This window comes from Candidatus Limnocylindria bacterium (genome assembly GCA_036523395.1).
GTDB lineage: Bacteria > Chloroflexota > Limnocylindria > P2-11E > P2-11E > CF-39.
Genome location: DATDEH010000057.1, coordinates 52,129 through 69,627 on the forward strand (window position 1 = coordinate 52,129; position 17,499 = coordinate 69,627).

Below are 17,499 nucleotides of genomic sequence, written 5' to 3' on the forward strand. Positions count from 1 at the left end.
GCGACACCGCCGGAATCGCACCGGCTTCGCTGGGACCCTGCCTATTCAGTTGTGGGCACGCGAGGCTATGCGGGGACGTGCTCGGTCGTGTACTTCACCGCGTCGGTGAGGTGGGTCGCGAAGAGACGCTGAAGGGTCATGACGTGCGCGCACAGACCCGACGTATGGAAGTGCTCGCACTCGCAGGACCACTCATCTCCGTGGAGCGAAACCCTGTGGGAGCTGTTGTCGCCTTTGAACTGGACCTCGAACTCTTGAAAGGTGATCCGCTGGGGCTCTTCGGCGTACCGCTTGGCCTTCTCGATCTTCGAGATGAGGCTCGAGTACATCCACCGACCTCCACCGCTCCGTCGTTCCGGCTGGCACCGGACGCAGCGATTCTAGGCTGGGCGGATAAGGCTCGATTTTCTTGGGAGAACGGGCGGGTGTTAGCTCGCGATCACCCGCGGGTGCGTGTGCGGCGCGTCGTCCGCGATCGCGGCGAGACGCGCGACCGGAATGCTCAGGAACGCGGTCACGACGGCCGGATCGAACTGCGAACTCGCGCAGCGCCTGATCTCTTCGCGGGCGGCATCGATGAGCAGACCCCGGCGATACGGGCGGTCGCTCGTCATGGCATCGAACGAGTCGCCGACCGCGAAGATGCGCGCGCCGAGCGGGATGCGATCGCCCTTCAGTCCATCCGGGTACCCCATGCCGTCCCAGCGCTCGTGGTGGTGGCGAACGATCCGCGCCACGTCCTCGAGGAACGGGATGCCGGCGATGATCCGCGCGCCGAACTCGGGGTGACGCTTCATGACCGCCCACTCAGCTTCACTGAGCGCGGTCGGCTTGCGAAGGACGTTGTCCGGAACGCCGATCTTGCCGATGTCGTGAAGCAGGGCGCCACGGCGCAGCGTCGCCAGCTCCGTTCCGGGGATGTTCATCTGCTCGAGCAGCAGCTCCATGTACGCGACGACGCGATCGGAGTGACCGCCGGTCTCGTTGTCGCGGAAGTCGAGCGCACTCGTGAGAGCCGTCAGCGTCGCGTCGTAGGTGCGTTCGCGCAGCGCGAGAGCGTCCTCGAGCGCGCCAGCCTGGGCCACGATCCGCCTCGAGGACCGCTCGTACGCGCCGCGGAGCACGAGCCAGAGGACCGCGGCGCCGAGCGCCATGATCGCCGAGATCGTCAGCTGTATGCGCATGAGCGCGGCATCGATCGGCGCGATGTCTCGCCAGACAACGACGGCGCCCACGACCTGGCCGTTCTGCTGCACTGGCACCCAGGCTTCCAGGGCGCGGATCTCGCGCGTGCCGGGGCCGGGAGTCGCAGCCGTGGCAGCGGCCGGGTCCATGACCACGTGGTGCGTATTGAAGCTGCCATATCCGACGGCGGATCCGGGCACGCCAAGCTTCGGGTCGGCGACGATCGTCGTCCGCTCCGCGTCGCGCACACCGTTCAAAGCGCTCGCGAGCTCTGGATACGTCGCCGGGTCCAGCTGGCGGCCGATCTCATCGCTGTCGTAGGAAAAGACGATGGTGCCGGTGCGATCGAAGAACTCGGTGCCGACGACGTTGTAGATCGAGAAATGGAACGTCACGACGGTCAGCAGCTGCTGTCGCTCGTCGGAAGACAGGCCGCGCTGGAACACTTCGTCGCTGAACACAGATCCGAAGTGACTGGCGACCGCGTCCTGCGTGAACGCGGTCGTCTCGTCATCGACGTAGCGACCGACGAGATAGGCGGTGCCAGTGCCCATCAGAAGAGCGGTGACCGCGAGCACACCGGCGAGGAGAAACGAGAAGCGCGCGACGGGACTCATCCCGGCACGCCCCAGGTCTCCAAGGGCATCGCTGACCCGCATGCGGCTCACGCTCTGGATGCTCCCTCGCCCTATTTGCTCAGGCGTGAGAATCGCGGCGGCCTGGCGATCGTTCATAACTCGCGCGGGGGATGCCAGGTGACCGGCGGGTATCGGTGTTTAGGGACTGGGTGGCTCGTATGCCCGCCAGGCATCGAGCCCGTGCGCAGTAGACGGCCACGCCAGCTCCTCGAGCGCGGGAAGCTCCGCGCGTGGGAAGAAACGCGCCTCGGAAGCCTCGTCAGGCGCGACGCGCAGCTCGCCACGCTCGATCTGCGCGCGGTAGACGACGACCAGGATCGGGAAGCCCGGCCGCATCCAGCTGGCGATCAGACCGTGGAGACTGACCTCGAAACCCGTCTCCTCCGCGGTCTCGCGCACCGCGGCTTCCTCGGGCGTCTCGTCATCTTCAACGAGACCACCGGGGAGTGCCCAGTGGCCGTCTCTCGGACCGTAGTTCAGGCGCACGAGGAGCACTCCGCCGTCACGCTCGACGATCGTGTTCGCGCCGATCTGCACGTGCATGAAGTCGGCGAAGCCGCACACGGGGCAAGTAGGCCGATCGCGCCCGTCGATGCGGGTCGGGACGAGCGCGGTGCCGTCGCGCGGGCAGAACGTGAAGCGCGCGGCGCGGTGGATCACCCCTTCGCGAGTCGTTCCTTGAGGTAATCGATCGATTTCACCGGCGACGGGTCGACGCCGTTCAGGAGCGCGACATAGAAGGAGACGTAGTCGGTGAACAGCGTCAGCTGCAAGACCTCCGAGAGCATGTTCGCCCCGCTGAACTGCAGCGTCTTGTGCGGGACGCTCGCGCGGTCCAGCAGCTCGCGCGTCACGTCGAACCGCAGCTTGTGGCGCGGATTGTCGCGGTCGCTGCGCAGGAGGAGCACGGTGAGCGCATCGCGGGCGATGTCGGGGTGCGGGAAACCGACGACGCCGTTGTGGTTGAGCTCGGGCAGGACGTCGAAGGCGCCCCAGTTCTTCGCGTTCTCGTTCCACTGGCCCTTCACGCGCCGGGCCATCACGCCGAGCACGCCGCCGCCGTAGGCGAAGATGATCCGACCGTAAAGCTCGATCGCCAGCTTCTTCGCGTCGTTCGTTCGCGCGCCCTCGTGTACGCGCTCCTCGAGCTTGGCGACGTCGGCGAGCGCCGCGTCGATGTCCGAGCTCAGGTCACGGACGAATCCGAGCCGCGTGAGCGCGCCCAACACGAGCCCGAGGGAGTATCCCAGCGCCGCGCGTGGCTGCGCCGGGTACGAGAACGTGATGACGGGATACTTGGCCGCGCGCGCGAGCTCGGCGATCTTTCCGCCGGTCGTGAGCACGAGCACACGCGCGCCGCGGCGCTGCGCTTCCTCGAAGCTCGAGAGCGACTCCTCGGTGTTCCCGGAGTACGAGGAGGCGATCACCAGCGAGTCGCGGCCGACGTACGCGGGAAGTCCGTAATCGCGATGCACGTTCATCGGGACCTTGAGCTCGCCGGCGAGCAGCGCCGCCGCGAGATCGCCGCCGATCGCCGAGCCGCCCATGCCGGCGACGGTGATGTTGCGCACGTCTCCGTGCGCCGGCGGAAGCTGCGCGGCCCGCGCGATCGTCCACGCGTCGCGCACCTGCTTCGGAAGGTCCTTGATGCGATCGAGCATGTTCCCGGGATCCGCGGCCCGGATGCGTTCGACGGACTCGATGACCGCTGTATCCATCACCCGTTTCCTTTGACCATCTTGACCCCGATGTCGAGCATCGGCGCCAGCTCCGACTCAGCGCGCGTCTCGGCATAGACGCGGACGAGCGGCTCGGTGCCGGAGAGGCGCATGAGTAGCCACGAGCCATCGTCGACGAAGAACTTCAATCCGTCTCCGGTGTCGAGGTCGACGACCTTCTTCACGGTGTGGCCCGCGAGCTCGCGCGGCTTGGCGGCGCGCAGCCGCTCCATGATCTTTGGCTTCTCCGCGCTGTACGTCGCGGCGTCGAGACGCAGGTCACGCCGCAGATAGAAGGAGGGCCCGGCGAGGTCCATCAGCTCGGCGATCAGCTGCGACGGCTTCTTCTTCGTCTTCAGCATGAAGTCGAGGAAGAAGAGGTCCGCGACGATGCCGTCGCGCTCGGGCAGGTGCATTGCGAAGCCGAACCCGCCGGACTCCTCGCCGCCCATCATCGCCCCGGTCTCCTGCATCTTGGGGCCGATGTACTTGAAGCCGACGGGCACCTCATACACGGGAACGCCGTACTTCTCCCCCAGACGGTCGACCATCGACGTCATGTTCACCGTCTTCACGACGGGCTGGCGAAGCTGTCGGACCTCGATGAGGTACCACATGAGCAGCGCGTACGTCGTCAGCGTCGTGACGAAGCGACCCTTCTCATCTCCGAGGCCGGCGCGGTCGGCGTCACCGTCCACCGCGAGCCCGACGTCCGCCTTCTCGGCCGTGATGCGCGCGAGGAACTCGTCGGTGTTCGGCGGGATCGGCTCGGGGTTGAGGCCGCCGAAATACGGATTGCGCTCGCCGTGGAGCTCGACGATCTGCGTCTTGCCACCGCCCAGCAGACGCGGGAAGTAGCCGCTCGCGCTGCCGAACAGCGGCTCGCACACGATGCGGTAGCCCGCGCCTCGGAAGGCGTCGAGGTCGAACAGCTCGGCGACGCGCGCGAGGTAGTCCGGTGCCGGGTCGAACAGCTCGACGCGGCCTGCGGCTTTCGCCTCCTCGAATGGCATGCGACGCACGTCCTGCGGCCGCGACTCGAGTGGCCGGATGACGGCCTCGAGCTCTTTGAGCATGTCGGGGGCGGCCGCGGCGCCGGTCTCCGACTTCACCTTGAAGCCGTTGTCGGGCCACGGGTTGTGGCTCGCCGTGATGACGATCCCGGCCTTGGCCTTCTTCCGCATCGTCGCGTACGAGAACGACTGCGTCGGCGCGGCTGCCGTGGAGAGGAATACGTGGATGCCGTGGGCGGCCACGACCTCGGCGGCGGCGGCGGCGAAGTGCTCCGACGCGAACCGGCGGTCGTAGCCGATGACGACGCCGCGGCCGGCCTCGCCGCTCTTCTGCACCCACTCCGCGACGGACTGCGCGCAGACGCGCACCGCGTCGAACGTGTACTCCTCCGCGATGCGCGCGCGCCAACCGTCGGTGCCGAACACGATGTTCACGCGGTCGCTCCCCGCGTCGCTTCGCGCCCGGGGGCCCCTGCCCCCGGGGCCCCTACCCCCGCCTCCGCTCTCACCTGTCCCCGCCAGTATTCGAGCGTATCCGTGAGCGACGTGCGCAGAAGGGTCCGCGGGGCCCAGCCGGTGCGCCTCCGGAAGCGGCTCGCGTCGAGCGCGAACGCGGTGAGCTCGCCCGACCGCACGCGCTCCGGATCGAGCTCAGCGCGCACCGGCACGCGGGCGAGCGCGATGAGCGTCCCCAGGATCTCGGCGATCGGGATGGCGTGGCCGCTCCCGACGTTGTACACGGCCGTGCCCGTGTCCGAAAGATCCGCCGCGAGCGCGTAGGCCGCGGCCATGTCGCGCACATCGATGAAGTCGCGTCGCGCGTCGAGAAGGCCGTGCCGCACGACCGGTTCGGCGATGCCCGCCTCCGCCTCGGCGATCTGCTTCGCGAAGGCCGAAGCCGCGAGCCCGGGGTGCTGTCGAGGCCCGATCTGGTTCGCGGGACGCAGCACGGTCGTCGCGGCCTGCCGCCGGTCGCCGAACTCGCGGACCAGCGCCTCCGACGCGACCTTCGTCGCGGCGTAGACGTTCCCGGGTCGCTGCGGCGCATTCTCGTCGACGAGCTCGTCGTCGGGAGCGCCATACACATCGGCACTCGACGCCATCACCAGATGGACCGCGGGGTGCGCGTCGAGTGCGGAGAGCAACGTCGCGGTGCCGAGCACGTTGACGCGCACCGCAGAGACCGGATCGGCCGCCGCGAGCGTCGGCACGGCCTGCGCCGCCAGATGCACGACCGAGTCCGGTCGCGCGGCATCCAGTGCGGATCGGACCGCGGCGACATCGAGGATGTTCCCGCGATGGACGTGCACCCGATCCGCGACGGCGGCGAGATGCGCGAACGGAGGATCCTCGTGCGCGATGCCGTGGACGGCGACCCCAGCAGTCACGAAGCGCTCGGCGAGATGGCTGCCCGCGAATCCAGTGATGCCGGTGATGAGGACGGTGCGGGGCACGCCCGAAGAGTATTAGTTCGCGGCGGTGAGCGCCGCCGGAACGCTCGCGAGCGGGAGTCGGATCGTGAACGTGCTCCCCCGCCCGACCGCGCTCGTCACGCTGATCGTTCCTCCGTGCTGCTCGACGATCTGCCGCACGATCGTGAGCCCGACGCCACTGCCCGTGATCCGTCCCGCGACGTTCGACCCGCGCGCGAACCGATCGAAGATCCGCGCCAGATCGGCCTCGGGGATGCCAATGCCCTCGTCGGTCACCGCGCAGAACGCAAGGCGACCCTGCGTCGACTCTTCAGTGCCGATGCGCACGTTCACGTGCCCGCTCGCGGAGTTGTACTTGAATGCGTTGCCCAGGACGTTCGCGATGGCGCGCTCCAGGCGCACCGCGTCCCACTCGCCGGTCACGGGCCCCCCGACCGTCTCGATCTCAACGACCTGCCCGCGCGACAGCTCCGTGAGGTCGGACGCGACGCGCCGCACGAGCTCGGCCAGATCCGTCGGCGCGCGGTTCAGCTCGAGCGTGGGGTCCGCCTGCCGGCGGACAAGCTCGAGAAGCTCCTCGATGAATGCGGTCATGCGACCGACCGCTCCCATGATCCGATCCAGGCTCGGCGCGTTCGTGGTCAGCTCGTCACCGTGCATGCGCCGGCGGAGGAGCTGCGTCGTCCCGCTGATCACCGTCAGCGGCGTCTTCAGCTCGTGTGCGACGGCGGACAGGAAGTCGTCCCGCGTGCGGACCGACTGACGCACTTCGTAGTAGAGACGCGCGTTCTCGATGCCGACGGCGACGCGGCGCGCGAGCTCGCGCGCCAGGGCGAGGTGCTCCTCGCCGTACACGCGACCCGATTCCGCGGTGAGGAACATGATCGTTCCCCGCACCTGTCCGCTGAGGACGAGCGGCTCGCAGATGTACGACCGAGGAGCGAGCTCGCGGTAGAGAGCGAGCTCGTCCTGTCCGCGCGAGGCCTGTCGGAGAAAGGCATCGGTGATGTCGCTCTTCAGCTCCTCACGGCCGGTCGTGACCACACGCCCGATCGGACCGCGCGAGCTCGCGACGTCGGGCGGATACGTCTCGTGCAGGCGGTGCGCGAGCGCTTGCTTCTTGGGATCGGCGTGCGCGACGGCGGCGCGCGTGACGCGTCCGGCGTCCACGATGTCCACGACGCACCAGTCCGCGAAGTCTGGGACCGCGACGTCCGCGGCCGTGCGAAGGGTCTCCGTGTATTCGAGCGACTCGGTGAGCCGCTCGCTGGACTTCGCGAGCAGGCGGAGATCGTCTTCGCGATGTGCCACCGCCGCTTGCATGGTCCGCATCGCCGCGGACAGCTGCTCGACCTCGGCGCCACCCGCGCCCTGCGGGATGACCGGGCGGTCGCCGCGACCGATAGCGACCGCGCTCCGCGAGAGCTCGCGCAGCGGCCGCGCCAGGCGATTGGCGACGTAGGCCGCCACCAGAGCGGCGATGAGCAGCGTGCCGAGGACCGCAGCCGCGTCGCCGATCAGTCGCGTGAGCAGCTCGGTCTCAAGCGACGCGAGGGGCCGGGTCATCGCGAGCACCCAGCCGGTGCGGGCGATCGGTGCAAGGGCGCCGTACCGACGATCGCTGCTGAGAGGCGTCGCGACGCCGTCGATGGGCACGACCTTCCCCTGTAATGCGTCGCGCACGCCAGACTGCTCGACGAGGTCGATCTCGGTCGTCGCGGGCTCGGTCCGATCGGACGCGTAGAGGAGATGCCCGCGCTCGTCGATGAGGGCGAGCTGCGCATCGGGCGGGAAGGCCAGGCGCAAGGTTTGGAGGACGCGCTCCGGGTAGAAGGCGAGGATCACGAAGCCGCGCACCGTCCCATCGCTCGCGCGGATCGGGCGACCGAACGCGACGGTGATGTCGCCACTCTGCAGGCCAGTGATGGAGCCGCTCCAGACCATGTCCACTCCGGACTTGAGCGGCGGGAGATAGGGACGCGTGGACAGGTCGATGCCGATGCCCTCGCCGCTCGCGGACGCGACCACCCTTCCGTTCGGATCGGTGATGAAGAAGGCGCGGAGCTCCGGATACGTCTTCGTGAGCGAGGCCAGGTATGCGCCGAAGTTCGCCTGGTCGTAGGGCCTGCTGGTGCCTGCGAGGACGCCGGCCATCGCGAACGTCGTGTTCTCGAGGTCGCGCAGGAAGCCATCGACGATCGACGCTCCGTTGCGCGCCGAACGCGTCGCGGTGTCCAGTTCGCTCGCGCGCCGTTCGCGGACCTGATCGGCGTATGAGAGCGCGATGATCAGAAGCACCGGGATCGCGAGGATGGCGACGAGCAGCGTCAAACGCGTCGAAAGCGACCACGGTCCACGCAAGCGGTGCATCAATCTGACCTTACCGGCCGCGCGACCAATAGACCACCCTCGCGCGCGACCGGAAGTGCGAAGTCGAAGCGGTCGACCTGACAAGCAAGCTCGGCATCGCGACGCGGGAACCAGTCGGGCCAGTTCGGATCCTCATCTGCCCAAAGGGACGCGACGACCGCGGCGATGTCAGTTGGCTCGCCGGCGAGTCGCGCCGCGAGGTAACGGGCACAGGCTTCATCTTCGTCCGAGGCCCGGGCACCAGCTTCACCCATCGCGACCACCGTGACCTCATCGGCGCTGCGACGCAGGTTACGCACCGTCGCTTCAGCGATGACGAAACTACCGAGGACGATGTCGCGCGCCGCCCGGGCCGCGTTTACTCCTTGAGTCCCAGCGCCTGTTCGCTGCACGACACGGCGCCCGGTGAGGTCGAGATGTTCGATCGCCGACGGCGAGTTGCCTTCGTCGAAGCCGGGGATCGGGCGACCACCGATCTCACCCGTGAGGAACAGGGATGGATCTTCACGCTTCATCGCCAGCGCCTGTTCATGGTCAGCGACGAGCACGATCTCGCGCGCTCCCGCGGCGACGCAGAACGCCGCGGTCGTGAAGGCGCGATACACGTCGACGATGACCACGTGGCCGGTCGCTTCGCGCGCGCCGGTGATGAAGCGCGTGACGCGGACGTTCACTGGGTCCGGTCAGAGCACCGTCGGGGTGAAGGGACGGCGGCCGCTCACGAAGCGCTCGAGCGAGAGGTCGGCGATGTCGAGCGTGTGCGCGCGCCCGTCGAGCATCTCCTCGACGACGAGCTGCGCCGTCGCCGGCGTGTGCATGAACCCATGACCAGAGAATCCCGCCGCGACGTACAAACCCGTGACTCCGGGCACCGCGCCGACGATCGGATGGTCGTCGGGCGTCATCTCGTAGTAGCAGGACCACGAGGACGTGATGCGCAGGTCCGCGAAGAGTCGATGGCGCCACGCGGCGCGCGTGCGGACCCACGGCTCGAGGGACTGCGGTACGACGAGCGGCGCGAACTCCCCCGGGACGAAGGAAGCGGGCGGGGACCCCGGACCTTTCTCGACCCGGCCGTCGCCGGTGAGGTTCGGCATCGCGAAGCGCTGCGCGGCGCCCTTTGGCCGGAAATGGAATCCGGACTCCCACTCGATCGTCATCGGAATGCGCGACAGCGCCGGGTAGGGACGCGACTCCATGATCGACCGCGCATACGGCCAGATCGGCACCGCGACGCCGGCTGTCGCGGCGAGCGAGGCCGTCCAGCAGCCGGTCGCGAGCAGGATGCGCTCGCACGCGACGACGCCGTCGGAGGTCCGCACGCCGGTCACACGGCCGCCGTCGCGGATGACCTCGAGCGCGGCGACACCTTCGCGGATCTTCACACCAGCGAGCTGCGCCGCCGCGGCGAATCCCGCGAGCGCCTCGATGGGATCGCCGTAGCCGTCCTCGGCGCCGAAGCGGCCGCCGGCGAGGTCGTCGGTGCGGATGCCCGGCACAAGCCGCTCGATCTCGGACCGGTCGACCATCTCGACGTTCACACCGACGCCCTCGAACAGCGGCATCGGCTCGCGGAGCTGCGCCAGGCCTTCGGGTGTTTCGGCAACAAAGAGGTAGCCGCGCTGCTGGAAGTCGTGTCGCGAGCCGGTCCGGTCTTCGAACGAACGCCAGAACGCGACGGCGAGCTTCGAGAGCCGCACGTCGAGCTCGTCGACGAATTGATGGCGGATGCCGCCGAGCCCGCCCTTGCTGGTCCCCTGCCCGAGCTGATCCCGCTCGAGCAGGACGACATCGTGCTCGCCGCGCTCGGCGAGGAAGAACGCGGCGGCGCAGCCGACGACACCGCCGCCCACGATGACCGTCGACACGCCGGCTATTCGGACACCTCTTCGTAGCGGAGCTTTCCGTCCGACTCCGCGATGCGCCCGAAGCGCGGCAGGTCGTGCGTGAACGCGACGAGCCACTTCTCAGAGACAGCGCGCGGCAGGATCACCTTCTTCGCGGCGAGCGTCTCGAGCGGGTACAGATCGAACGCCGGGATCCACGGCAGCCGCAGGTGATGGCGGTCGGGCATGAAGTCCGACGAGAAGAACATCGTCTCGCCGGCATCGCTCACGCGCACCGTCTGCGTACCGCGGGTGTGTCCGGGCACTCGGTCGAGACGTATCCCCGGGAGGATCTCCACGCTCTCGTCGATGAGCTCGAGCTTGCCGGTGGCCTCGAGCGGCGTGTAGTCGTCCGAGAAGTACGAGCCACGCGTCCGCTCGTTCGGCGCGCTCGCGTCGACCCACTCGAGCCTTTGGAACACGTACGACGCTCGGGGGAACGTCGCGACGATCTTGTCGCCGTCGCGGTACGTGTTGCCGCCGGCGTGATCGAAATGCAGGTGCGTGTTCACGACGAGGGTCACTTCGTCCGGTCGCACGCCGCGGCGGGCGAGCTCGTCCAGGAGCCGCGGCGGCCCGTCGATCCCGAAGATCTCCTTCGACCGCTCCGTGAGCTTCGGCCCCGCGCCGGTCTCGACAACGACGACGTTGCCAGCTCCGTCGCGGATGAGCAGACAGTTCATGTCCATCGCCACACGATTGCGGTCGTCGGCGGGTTTTTCCTTCTCCCACAGCGCTTTCGGGACGATGCCGAACATCGCGCCGCCGTCGAGCCGGAGGATGCCGTCGCTGAAGATCTCGACCTGGAAACGACCGACGCGCACGAAAGCAGTATGGAGAAGCCGCGTTCGCAGAGCGCCGCCCGGTTCAGGGCTGGAGGTCGGTCTCCTGCGTCATCTCGTCGGCGACGTGCACCGGCCGCAACCACGGTCGCCCCGGAAGGATGAGGACCGAGCCCGATGCCTGGGCGACGAGCCGTTCCTTGGGATCGACGATGTCGCAGGTCACGACCGCGATCGTGCGGCCACGATGCACGACGCGAGCGCGCGCCCGGAGCTCTCCGTCCACGGGAAAGACCGGACGAAGGAAGTGGATCTTCATGTCGAGCGGGCTGAACGCGGTAGCGGCGGGCACGGTGCTACCGACCGCGAGCGACATGGCGGCATCGGCGAGCAGCGCCGTCACACCGCCGTAAACCACCCCGAAAGCGTTGCATAGCCAGTCCGAGATCGGGACTGCGAGCGTCAGCTCGCCCTCGCGCGCTTCGACCCCCCGCAGGCCGACGAGAAGGAATACCGGTGGCCGGAACAGGCCCGCCGCGGTCTGACGCATGACCTCGATCCCGGGCGTCGAGTCCCAAAACTCTTGCCCGCGCACGTCGCCCTCGACCTCGCGGAGATACGGGTCGGGCATGCTGCTCGACTGCGGGTACTGTCGCGCCGACATATGCGCGGGGTTGCCGGGGAACAACACGCAGCGGGACGTCGCATGGCCGAGCAGGCGGCCCCGCCCGTCTTCGATCGTCGCCTCAGCGAGACCCAGCGACCGGGTCGAATGGATGAGGCGCGCGCGTGCGATGAGGGACTGGCTTCTTATCGTGGCAGGGCGTAGGAAGTTCACCGACAGCTCCGAAGACGTCACGGCGACCCCCGCCGGCGCTCCGGTGAGGACCGCGCAGCCGAGCGGAAGGTCGCCGACGAACGCGATCGTTCCAGCGAGGAAGACGCCTGCTCCAGATTGCCACCAGAGGCTCGCTGGCATGGCGGCGCTCGCCATGCCGAGGCCCGCCTCGGACAAGCGCAGCCCGGTCAGCCGCGAGAGCGGCGGATCTGGAAGAGCGCGCTCGATGCTCGCGCGCGTCAGTTCGAGTCCAGACATCTGAAGCACCTCGGGCCCCCAGAGCGCACCCCGAGGTGGCTCGCGAAGAGTGATCGGCAGCGACCGATCGGTCACGCAGGCAGTATGGAGAAAGTGGACCTGTGCGGGTTCCCGGCGCAAGAGTTGTGAAGGACGCCCGCGTCCAGTTCGGCAAGACCGCGGCCGCGTATGTGTCGAGCACGACGCACGCATCCGGCGAGGATCTCGAGCGGCTCATCGCCGTCGCGGCGCCGCGGCCCGGCGAGCGCGCGCTGGACGTCGGTTGCGGCGTTGGCCACACGCTGCGGCGCATCGCGCCCCTCGTCGCCTTCGCCGTCGGAGCCGACGCGACGTTCGAGATGATGCAGGCCGGTCGTGCAAGCGTCGTGACCGCCCCGAACGCGGCGTTCGCGCAGTCCGACGCGACCGCGCTCCCCTTCGCGGGTGCGACGTTCGATCTTGCGACGTGCCGCCTCGCGGCGCATCACTTCACCGACGCCGCGGCCGCGTTCCGCGACGTGCGCCGCATCCTGCGGCCCGGCGGCCGCCTGGTGCTCGTCGACAACTACGCGCCGGACGATCCGGCGCTCGATACGTTCATCAACGAACTCGAAAAGCTGCGCGACGCCTCACACGTCCGCAACCACACGATCGCCGGCTGGCGCGCACTGCTCGAGGACGCCGGCCTGCGCACGAGCGTCGAGTCGGACCTGCTGACGACGAAGATCACGACCGAAGGCTGGCTCGAGCGCTCGCAGACGCCGGCGGACCGCGCCGCCGAAGTACGACGCAGGCTGCGCGATGCACCCACGGCGGCACGCGCCGCATTCCATATCACCGACACGACGTTCGCGGTGCCGAAGATCGTCATCCTCGCGTACCACGACGTTGCCGCGGCGTGGGGTGGCACCCTTCGATAGCCTTCCCTTACTCCGCGACGTCCCATCCGCGACCGCCGCGCAGATGGCCGAGGCCGACCGGATCGCGTCGGAGGAGCTCGGCATCCCGCTCGAGCTGCTCATGGAGAACGCCTCGCACCAGATCGCCGTCGCGGCGCGCCTCTTCCTCGGCAACGTCGCCGGCAAACGGATCGTCGCGCTCGCCGGCAGCGGGAACAACGGTGGCGATGCGCTCGGCGCCGTTCGTCACCTGAGCGGCTGGGGGGCGCACGTCGGCGTCGTGCTCTCCGGCCCGGCGGAGCGTCTGCGCCAGCTCGCGCGGCGGCAGCACGACATCCTCGCGAACCTCGGCATCGTTGGAGGGACAACCGTCGATGAGGCCGATCTCCTGATCGATGGCCTACTCGGCTACAGCGCGTCTGGTCCGCCGCGCGACGCGGTCGCCGACCTCATCCGCGCCGCGAACGCATCGCGGCTTCCGATCCTCGCGGTCGACCTGCCATCGGGCCTGCATCCGGACACCGGCGAGCCGCTCGGCGTCACGATCCGCGCCGCACTGACCGTCACGCTCGCGCTGCCGAAGCGCGGCCTCATCGGGACACGGTCGCGCGCGCTCGTCGGAGACCTACTCCTCGCGGACATCGGGATCCCGCCCCAGGCGTTCGACCGTCTCACGCTCGAGACGCGCGGACTGTTCGAGGACGGCGACCTCGTCCGTATCATCCGCTGATGTCCTGCTCGATCTCGCGCCTCCGGCGCGGAGACACGCTCATGGCTGGTGGACTCGCTCGTCGCGCACGCTCGCTTCGCTCGCTGACAGGGGCCCCTGCCCCTGAGCACGCTCCTCGCTCGTAATGCCCTTACAGGGAAAGCGCCTCGCCTTCATCGGGGGCGGGACGATGGCCGAGGCGATGATCCGCGGCGTGCTCGACAAGCACCTCGTGCCGCCGTCGCACATCTTCGTCACCGGGCCGCGGCGCGAACGGCGCGCGGAGCTCACGAAGCAGTTCGGCGTGAAGGCCCTGGCGTCGAACGCGGAAGCGGCGCAGGGCGCGCACATGGTCGTGCTCTCCGTGAAGCCGCAGGTCCTCCCGGCCGTGCTAAAGGAGCTGCACGGGAAGCTGCGCGCGGATCAGCTCGTCGTGTCCATCGTCGCGGGCGCCCCGCTCGGGGTGCTCCGCGAGGGCCTCGATCACGCGACGATCGTGCGCGCGATGCCCAACACGCCGGCGCAGATCGGGATGGGCATCACCGCGTGGTGCGCGACCGCGAGCGTCGAGCGCGATCAGCGCGACCGCGCGAAGGCGATCCTGGGCGCGCTCGGCGAGGAGATCGAGGTCGAAGAGGAGGGCATGGTCGACATGGCGACCGCGCTCTCGGGCACCGGTCCGACGTATGTCTTCCTGCTCATGGAGGCGCTCGTCGACGCCGGTGTGCATCTGGGCTTCTCGCGGCGCGTCGCGGAGGAGCTCGTGCTGCGCACGGTCGAAGGCTCCGCGGCATTCGCGCGCCGCAGCGGGCGTCATCTCGCGGAGCTGCGCAACATGGTCACATCGCCGGGCGGTACGAGCGCCGCCGCGATCTACGAGCTCGAGAAGGGCACGATGCGCACGGTACTCTCGCGCGCCGTGTACGCCGCCTTCGTACGCACGCGCGAGCTCGGCGCCGAGGCTCAGCAGAAGATGCAGAAGACGAAGCAGTGAAGGACGCCGCGGTCGTCGCGGCCGCAGTCCTGGTCGGGTTCTTCATGCTGTCGTACGACCAACGGACCGACGACACCGGGGTCGAGGTCGCACTCCTCGTCGCGCTATCTCTCGCGCTCGCGGTGGCCGCGCCGCGCCGTGCGCTGGCGATCGGACTGGCGGTCGGCCTGCCCATCGCGGCGTGGAGCGTCATCAACGGGAGCGGCGCCGCGGTCGCCGCGCTCGCGTTCGCACTCGGCGGAGCGGGCCTGGGGTGGCTGATGCGCCGGGGGTCGGCGGCCGCGCGCTAGGGCTCGATCTGCTCCACTTCGAAACGCTCGCCCTTGTGCGAGATCTTCGCGTGCGCGTCGATCGATTTCATCCACGCGTTGCCGCCCGCACTCAGGGCCTCGAACGTCTTCGCCTCGGAGATGCTCGGCCACAGGAGCTCGGTGTGCTCGTGCGGCGCGCCCTCGGAGAGGAAGCGTTCGAGGTCCGCTCGTTCGCTCAGGAGGACCGCGGCCCCGCGCTTCGAACCTTCGTGGGCCGCGTCGATCTTGCGCGGTGACCATGCGGAGAGCCAGCTCGGAGCGGCACCGTCGTAGCCCACGACCGCAAGCAGCGGCGTCGGCCCGAACTCCCAGAGCCACGCGGCCGTTTCGGCAAGGGTCTCCGGGTCGGCGAGCGGGCGGTAGTCCGCATCGGCCGGCGGGAGCTCCACGACGAAACGGTCATATGCGACCTGGCTTACCTGCATGTCGCGCTAGGAGTAGCACCGACCGGCCACCAGAGCAGCCGCTATTGGGTATCGGTGGGTCCTAGGACCCCGGTACTAGGTCCCCGAGCGACGCAGCCGTGGATCGAGCGCATCCCGCAGGGCGTCGCCGAAGAAGTTGAAGGCGAAAACGGCCAAGAAGATCCCGAGACCTGGCCCCACGCTCATCCACCACTTCAGGTTCGAAAGCCACCGTTGGGAGTAGTTGATATCCGCGCCCCAGGTCGGTGTCGGCGGCTGCGCGCCGAAACCCAAGAACGACAGCGTCGCCTCGGCGAGGATCGCGAACGCGATCGAGAGCGTTGCCTGCACCACCAGAGGATTCGTGATGTTCGGAAAGATGTGCCGCAGCACGATGCGAGTCGGTCGCGCCCCGATGGTGCGTGCCGCGAGCACGAAGTCACGCTCGCGAACCGACAGGACCTGGCCACGCGTGAGGCGCGTATACAGCGGCACGGCAACCACGCCGATCGCGACCATCGCGTGCCAGAGTTCCGGCTTCTGGAAGGCTGCGGTGATCGATATCGCGAGGATCAAAGCCGGAAAGGCCAAGAGAGCATCGATCGCGCGCATAGCGAGCAGGTCCACAAGGCCACCGACATACCCGGCGAACAAACCAATGCTCACGCCGGTGAAGAATCCGATGCCGACGGCGATCAGGCCGACCGATAGGGAGATCCGTGAACCGTAGACGGTGCGTGAGAACACATCCCGTCCAAGGTCGTCGGTGCCGAACCAGTGATCGGGGCCCGGCGGCTCGAGCGATTGGCTGACGTTGACGAGTGTCGGATCGTACCGAGCGATCCACGGCGCGAAGACCGCGACCAGGATGAGAAAGGCGACGAGACCGCCGCCGATGAAAACGCGCGGGTGCCGTCTCAGGTACCAGCTCACGAACCAGCTCCGCTGTACGAGATCCGCGGATCGAGCCAGGCGTAGAGAACGTCGACGACAAGAGTGCTCGCCATGAATGACAGTGCCGACACGAGCACGACAGCCTGCACGACCGGGTAATCACGACCATTGATGCTGTCCACCGCAAGCTTGCCGATGCCCGGCCACGAAAAGATCTGCTCGGTGATGATCGCCCCTTCGATGATCGCGCCGACCTGCAGACCGACGATCGTGACCACCGGGATGAGCGCGTTCTTCAAGGCGTGCCGCACCACGATGGTCGTTTCGTGCAGACCCTTCGAGCGTGCGGTACGTATGTAGTCCTGGCTGAACGTCTCGAGCAGACTCGAGCGCACCTGGCGCATGTTCACCGCCATGCTCGCCGTCGCGAGGGTGATCGCGGGAAGGATGAGATGTCGAACGTTCTCCCAGACGTCCTCCCGTAGGGCCGTATACCCGCCGGGCGGAAAGAGCCGGATGGCGAGGCTCAGCACGAGGATGAGGAGCAGCCCCAGAAAGAAGTTCGGGAGCGACACGCCGGCGAGCGTGAAGCCAGTCGCGAGAAGGTCGAGCGGTGAATTGCGACGCACCGCTGAAAGGGTGCCCACGATCATCGCGACCGTCACCGACAGAAGAAGGGCGGCGGTTCCGAGCTCGAGCGTCGCGGGCAGCCGCTCTACGATCGATTCGAGCACCGGCTGCCTCGTCCGCAGCGACCGACCGAGATCACCCTGCACCGCGTGGGTTATCCAGGACACGTACTGCTCGGGCATGGAGCGGTCGAGCCCGTACTCGACCCGGAGCGCAGCGAGCGCCACCGGATCGCGCTCCTCACCGGCATAGATGACCAGCGGATCGCCTGGTGAAAGGCGGAGCAAGACAAAAACGACGATCGTGACGAGTAGAGCGACAGGGAGCATGAGCAGGAGGCGGCGCGCGATGTACTGGGTCACGCCGCCCTCCTGCTGCTCTTAGATCACCTCGCTACTTGGCCGCCATGCTCATGAACTGGAATCGGATGATCTGATCGGGATAGATCGGTGGCGCGTTCACCTTCTTCGATGTCAGCAGCTGCGCCGCGCCGAACCCGAGCCAGATGCGAGCCGGATCGTCGACGACGTAGATCTGCTCGGCCTTGCGCAGGGCCGT

The 17,499-nt window shown here is 68.3% G+C and carries 18 protein-coding genes; 4 read left to right on the top strand and 14 right to left on the bottom strand.

The window, feature by feature from the left end; translation table 11 throughout:
- Window positions 1-65: 65 nt before the first annotated feature.
- From VI056_08020 to VI056_08070, 11 genes are all read right to left on the bottom strand, one after another.
- Window positions 66-329, bottom strand: coding sequence for an SWIM zinc finger family protein (locus VI056_08020; GenBank protein HEY6202975.1), 264 nt, complete (start codon window positions 327-329; stop codon window positions 66-68).
- A 99-nt stretch (window positions 330-428) separates the two neighbouring features.
- Complete coding sequence (locus VI056_08025) at window positions 429-1,844, bottom strand: HD-GYP domain-containing protein (protein HEY6202976.1); 1,416 nt, start codon at window positions 1,842-1,844, stop codon at window positions 429-431.
- A 117-nt stretch (window positions 1,845-1,961) separates the two neighbouring features.
- Window positions 1,962-2,483 carry an NUDIX hydrolase gene (locus tag VI056_08030; protein HEY6202977.1) on the bottom strand — a complete coding sequence of 174 codons (522 nt, stop codon included), beginning with the start codon at window positions 2,481-2,483 and terminating at the stop codon, window positions 1,962-1,964.
- A complete protein-coding gene (locus VI056_08035) occupies window positions 2,480-3,541 on the bottom strand; it encodes a bifunctional phosphoglucose/phosphomannose isomerase (GenBank protein ID HEY6202978.1) in 1,062 nt (353 codons plus the stop codon). Before VI056_08035 ends, VI056_08030 begins: the two co-directional genes overlap by 4 nt.
- The gene (locus VI056_08040; protein HEY6202979.1) at window positions 3,541-4,989 is read right to left on the bottom strand and encodes a phosphoglucomutase/phosphomannomutase family protein; all 1,449 of its coding nucleotides are present in this window, start codon (window positions 4,987-4,989) and stop codon (window positions 3,541-3,543) included. The genes VI056_08035 and VI056_08040 overlap by 1 nt, the downstream gene beginning before the upstream one ends.
- Complete coding sequence (locus VI056_08045; GenBank protein ID HEY6202980.1) at window positions 4,986-6,008, bottom strand: GDP-mannose 4,6-dehydratase; 1,023 nt, start codon at window positions 6,006-6,008, stop codon at window positions 4,986-4,988. The genes VI056_08040 and VI056_08045 overlap by 4 nt, the downstream gene beginning before the upstream one ends.
- 12 nt (window positions 6,009-6,020) lie before the next feature.
- Window positions 6,021-8,357 (bottom strand): ATP-binding protein, encoded by a 2,337-nt coding sequence (locus VI056_08050; protein HEY6202981.1) that lies wholly within the window; start codon window positions 8,355-8,357, stop codon window positions 6,021-6,023.
- On the bottom strand, window positions 8,357-9,031 hold the full coding sequence (locus VI056_08055) for a 2-phosphosulfolactate phosphatase (GenBank protein ID HEY6202982.1): 675 nt from the start codon (window positions 9,029-9,031) through the stop codon (window positions 8,357-8,359). The genes VI056_08050 and VI056_08055 overlap by 1 nt, the downstream gene beginning before the upstream one ends.
- Window positions 9,032-9,040: 9 nt before the next feature.
- Window positions 9,041-10,225 (bottom strand): FAD-binding oxidoreductase, encoded by a 1,185-nt coding sequence (locus VI056_08060; GenBank protein ID HEY6202983.1) that lies wholly within the window; start codon window positions 10,223-10,225, stop codon window positions 9,041-9,043.
- 5 nt (window positions 10,226-10,230) lie between these two features.
- Entirely contained in the window at window positions 10,231-11,067 is an 837-nt protein-coding gene (locus tag VI056_08065) for an MBL fold metallo-hydrolase (protein ID HEY6202984.1), read from the bottom strand.
- Window positions 11,068-11,110: 43 nt separating this feature from the next.
- Window positions 11,111-12,121, bottom strand: a complete 1,011-nt coding sequence (locus VI056_08070; GenBank protein HEY6202985.1) for a PaaI family thioesterase — start codon at window positions 12,119-12,121, stop codon at window positions 11,111-11,113.
- 125 nt (window positions 12,122-12,246) lie between these two features.
- Here VI056_08070 and VI056_08075 point away from each other — a divergent pair, with 125 nt between their 5' ends.
- From VI056_08075 to VI056_08090, 4 genes are all read left to right on the top strand, one after another.
- On the top strand, window positions 12,247-13,020 hold the full coding sequence (locus VI056_08075) for a class I SAM-dependent methyltransferase (protein ID HEY6202986.1): 774 nt from the start codon (window positions 12,247-12,249) through the stop codon (window positions 13,018-13,020).
- Entirely contained in the window at window positions 13,004-13,729 is a 726-nt protein-coding gene (locus VI056_08080; GenBank protein HEY6202987.1) for an NAD(P)H-hydrate epimerase, read from the top strand. Before VI056_08075 ends, VI056_08080 begins: the two co-directional genes overlap by 17 nt.
- A 124-nt stretch (window positions 13,730-13,853) precedes the next feature.
- Window positions 13,854-14,702 (top strand): pyrroline-5-carboxylate reductase, encoded by an 849-nt coding sequence (gene proC, locus VI056_08085; protein ID HEY6202988.1) that lies wholly within the window; start codon window positions 13,854-13,856, stop codon window positions 14,700-14,702.
- Window positions 14,699-14,992: a hypothetical protein gene (locus tag VI056_08090; protein HEY6202989.1), complete on the top strand. Its 294-nt coding sequence runs from the start codon at window positions 14,699-14,701 to the stop codon at window positions 14,990-14,992. The genes proC and VI056_08090 overlap by 4 nt, the downstream gene beginning before the upstream one ends.
- Here VI056_08090 and VI056_08095 read toward each other — a convergent pair.
- The 3 genes from VI056_08095 to VI056_08105 form a co-directional block, all read right to left on the bottom strand.
- Complete coding sequence (locus VI056_08095) at window positions 14,989-15,438, bottom strand: hypothetical protein (protein ID HEY6202990.1); 450 nt, start codon at window positions 15,436-15,438, stop codon at window positions 14,989-14,991. The two genes, VI056_08090 and VI056_08095, sit on opposite strands and share 4 nt — an antisense overlap.
- Before the next feature lie 75 nt (window positions 15,439-15,513).
- A complete protein-coding gene (locus VI056_08100; GenBank protein ID HEY6202991.1) occupies window positions 15,514-16,350 on the bottom strand; it encodes an ABC transporter permease in 837 nt (278 codons plus the stop codon).
- Entirely contained in the window at window positions 16,347-17,303 is a 957-nt protein-coding gene (locus VI056_08105) for an ABC transporter permease (protein ID HEY6202992.1), read from the bottom strand. The genes VI056_08100 and VI056_08105 overlap by 4 nt, the downstream gene beginning before the upstream one ends.
- Between the last annotated feature and the right edge of the window lie 196 nt (window positions 17,304-17,499).

Bases quoted from the DNA above. Each gene is read 5' to 3' on its own strand.
- VI056_08020 (HEY6202975.1), bottom strand. From the start codon at position 329: ATGTACTCGAGCCTCATCTCGAAGATCGAGAAGGCCAAGCGGTACGCC.
- VI056_08025 (HEY6202976.1), bottom strand. From the start codon at position 1,844: ATGCGGGTCAGCGATGCCCTTGGAGACCTGGGGCGTGCCGGGATGAGT.
- VI056_08035 (HEY6202978.1), bottom strand. From the start codon at position 3,541: ATGGATACAGCGGTCATCGAGTCCGTCGAACGCATCCGGGCCGCGGAT.
- VI056_08050 (HEY6202981.1), bottom strand. From the start codon at position 8,357: ATGCACCGCTTGCGTGGACCGTGGTCGCTTTCGACGCGTTTGACGCTG.
- VI056_08070 (HEY6202985.1), bottom strand. From the start codon at position 12,121: ATGTCTGGACTCGAACTGACGCGCGCGAGCATCGAGCGCGCTCTTCCA.
- proC (HEY6202988.1), top strand. From the start codon at position 13,854: ATGCCCTTACAGGGAAAGCGCCTCGCCTTCATCGGGGGCGGGACGATG.
- VI056_08095 (HEY6202990.1), bottom strand. From the start codon at position 15,438: ATGCAGGTAAGCCAGGTCGCATATGACCGTTTCGTCGTGGAGCTCCCG.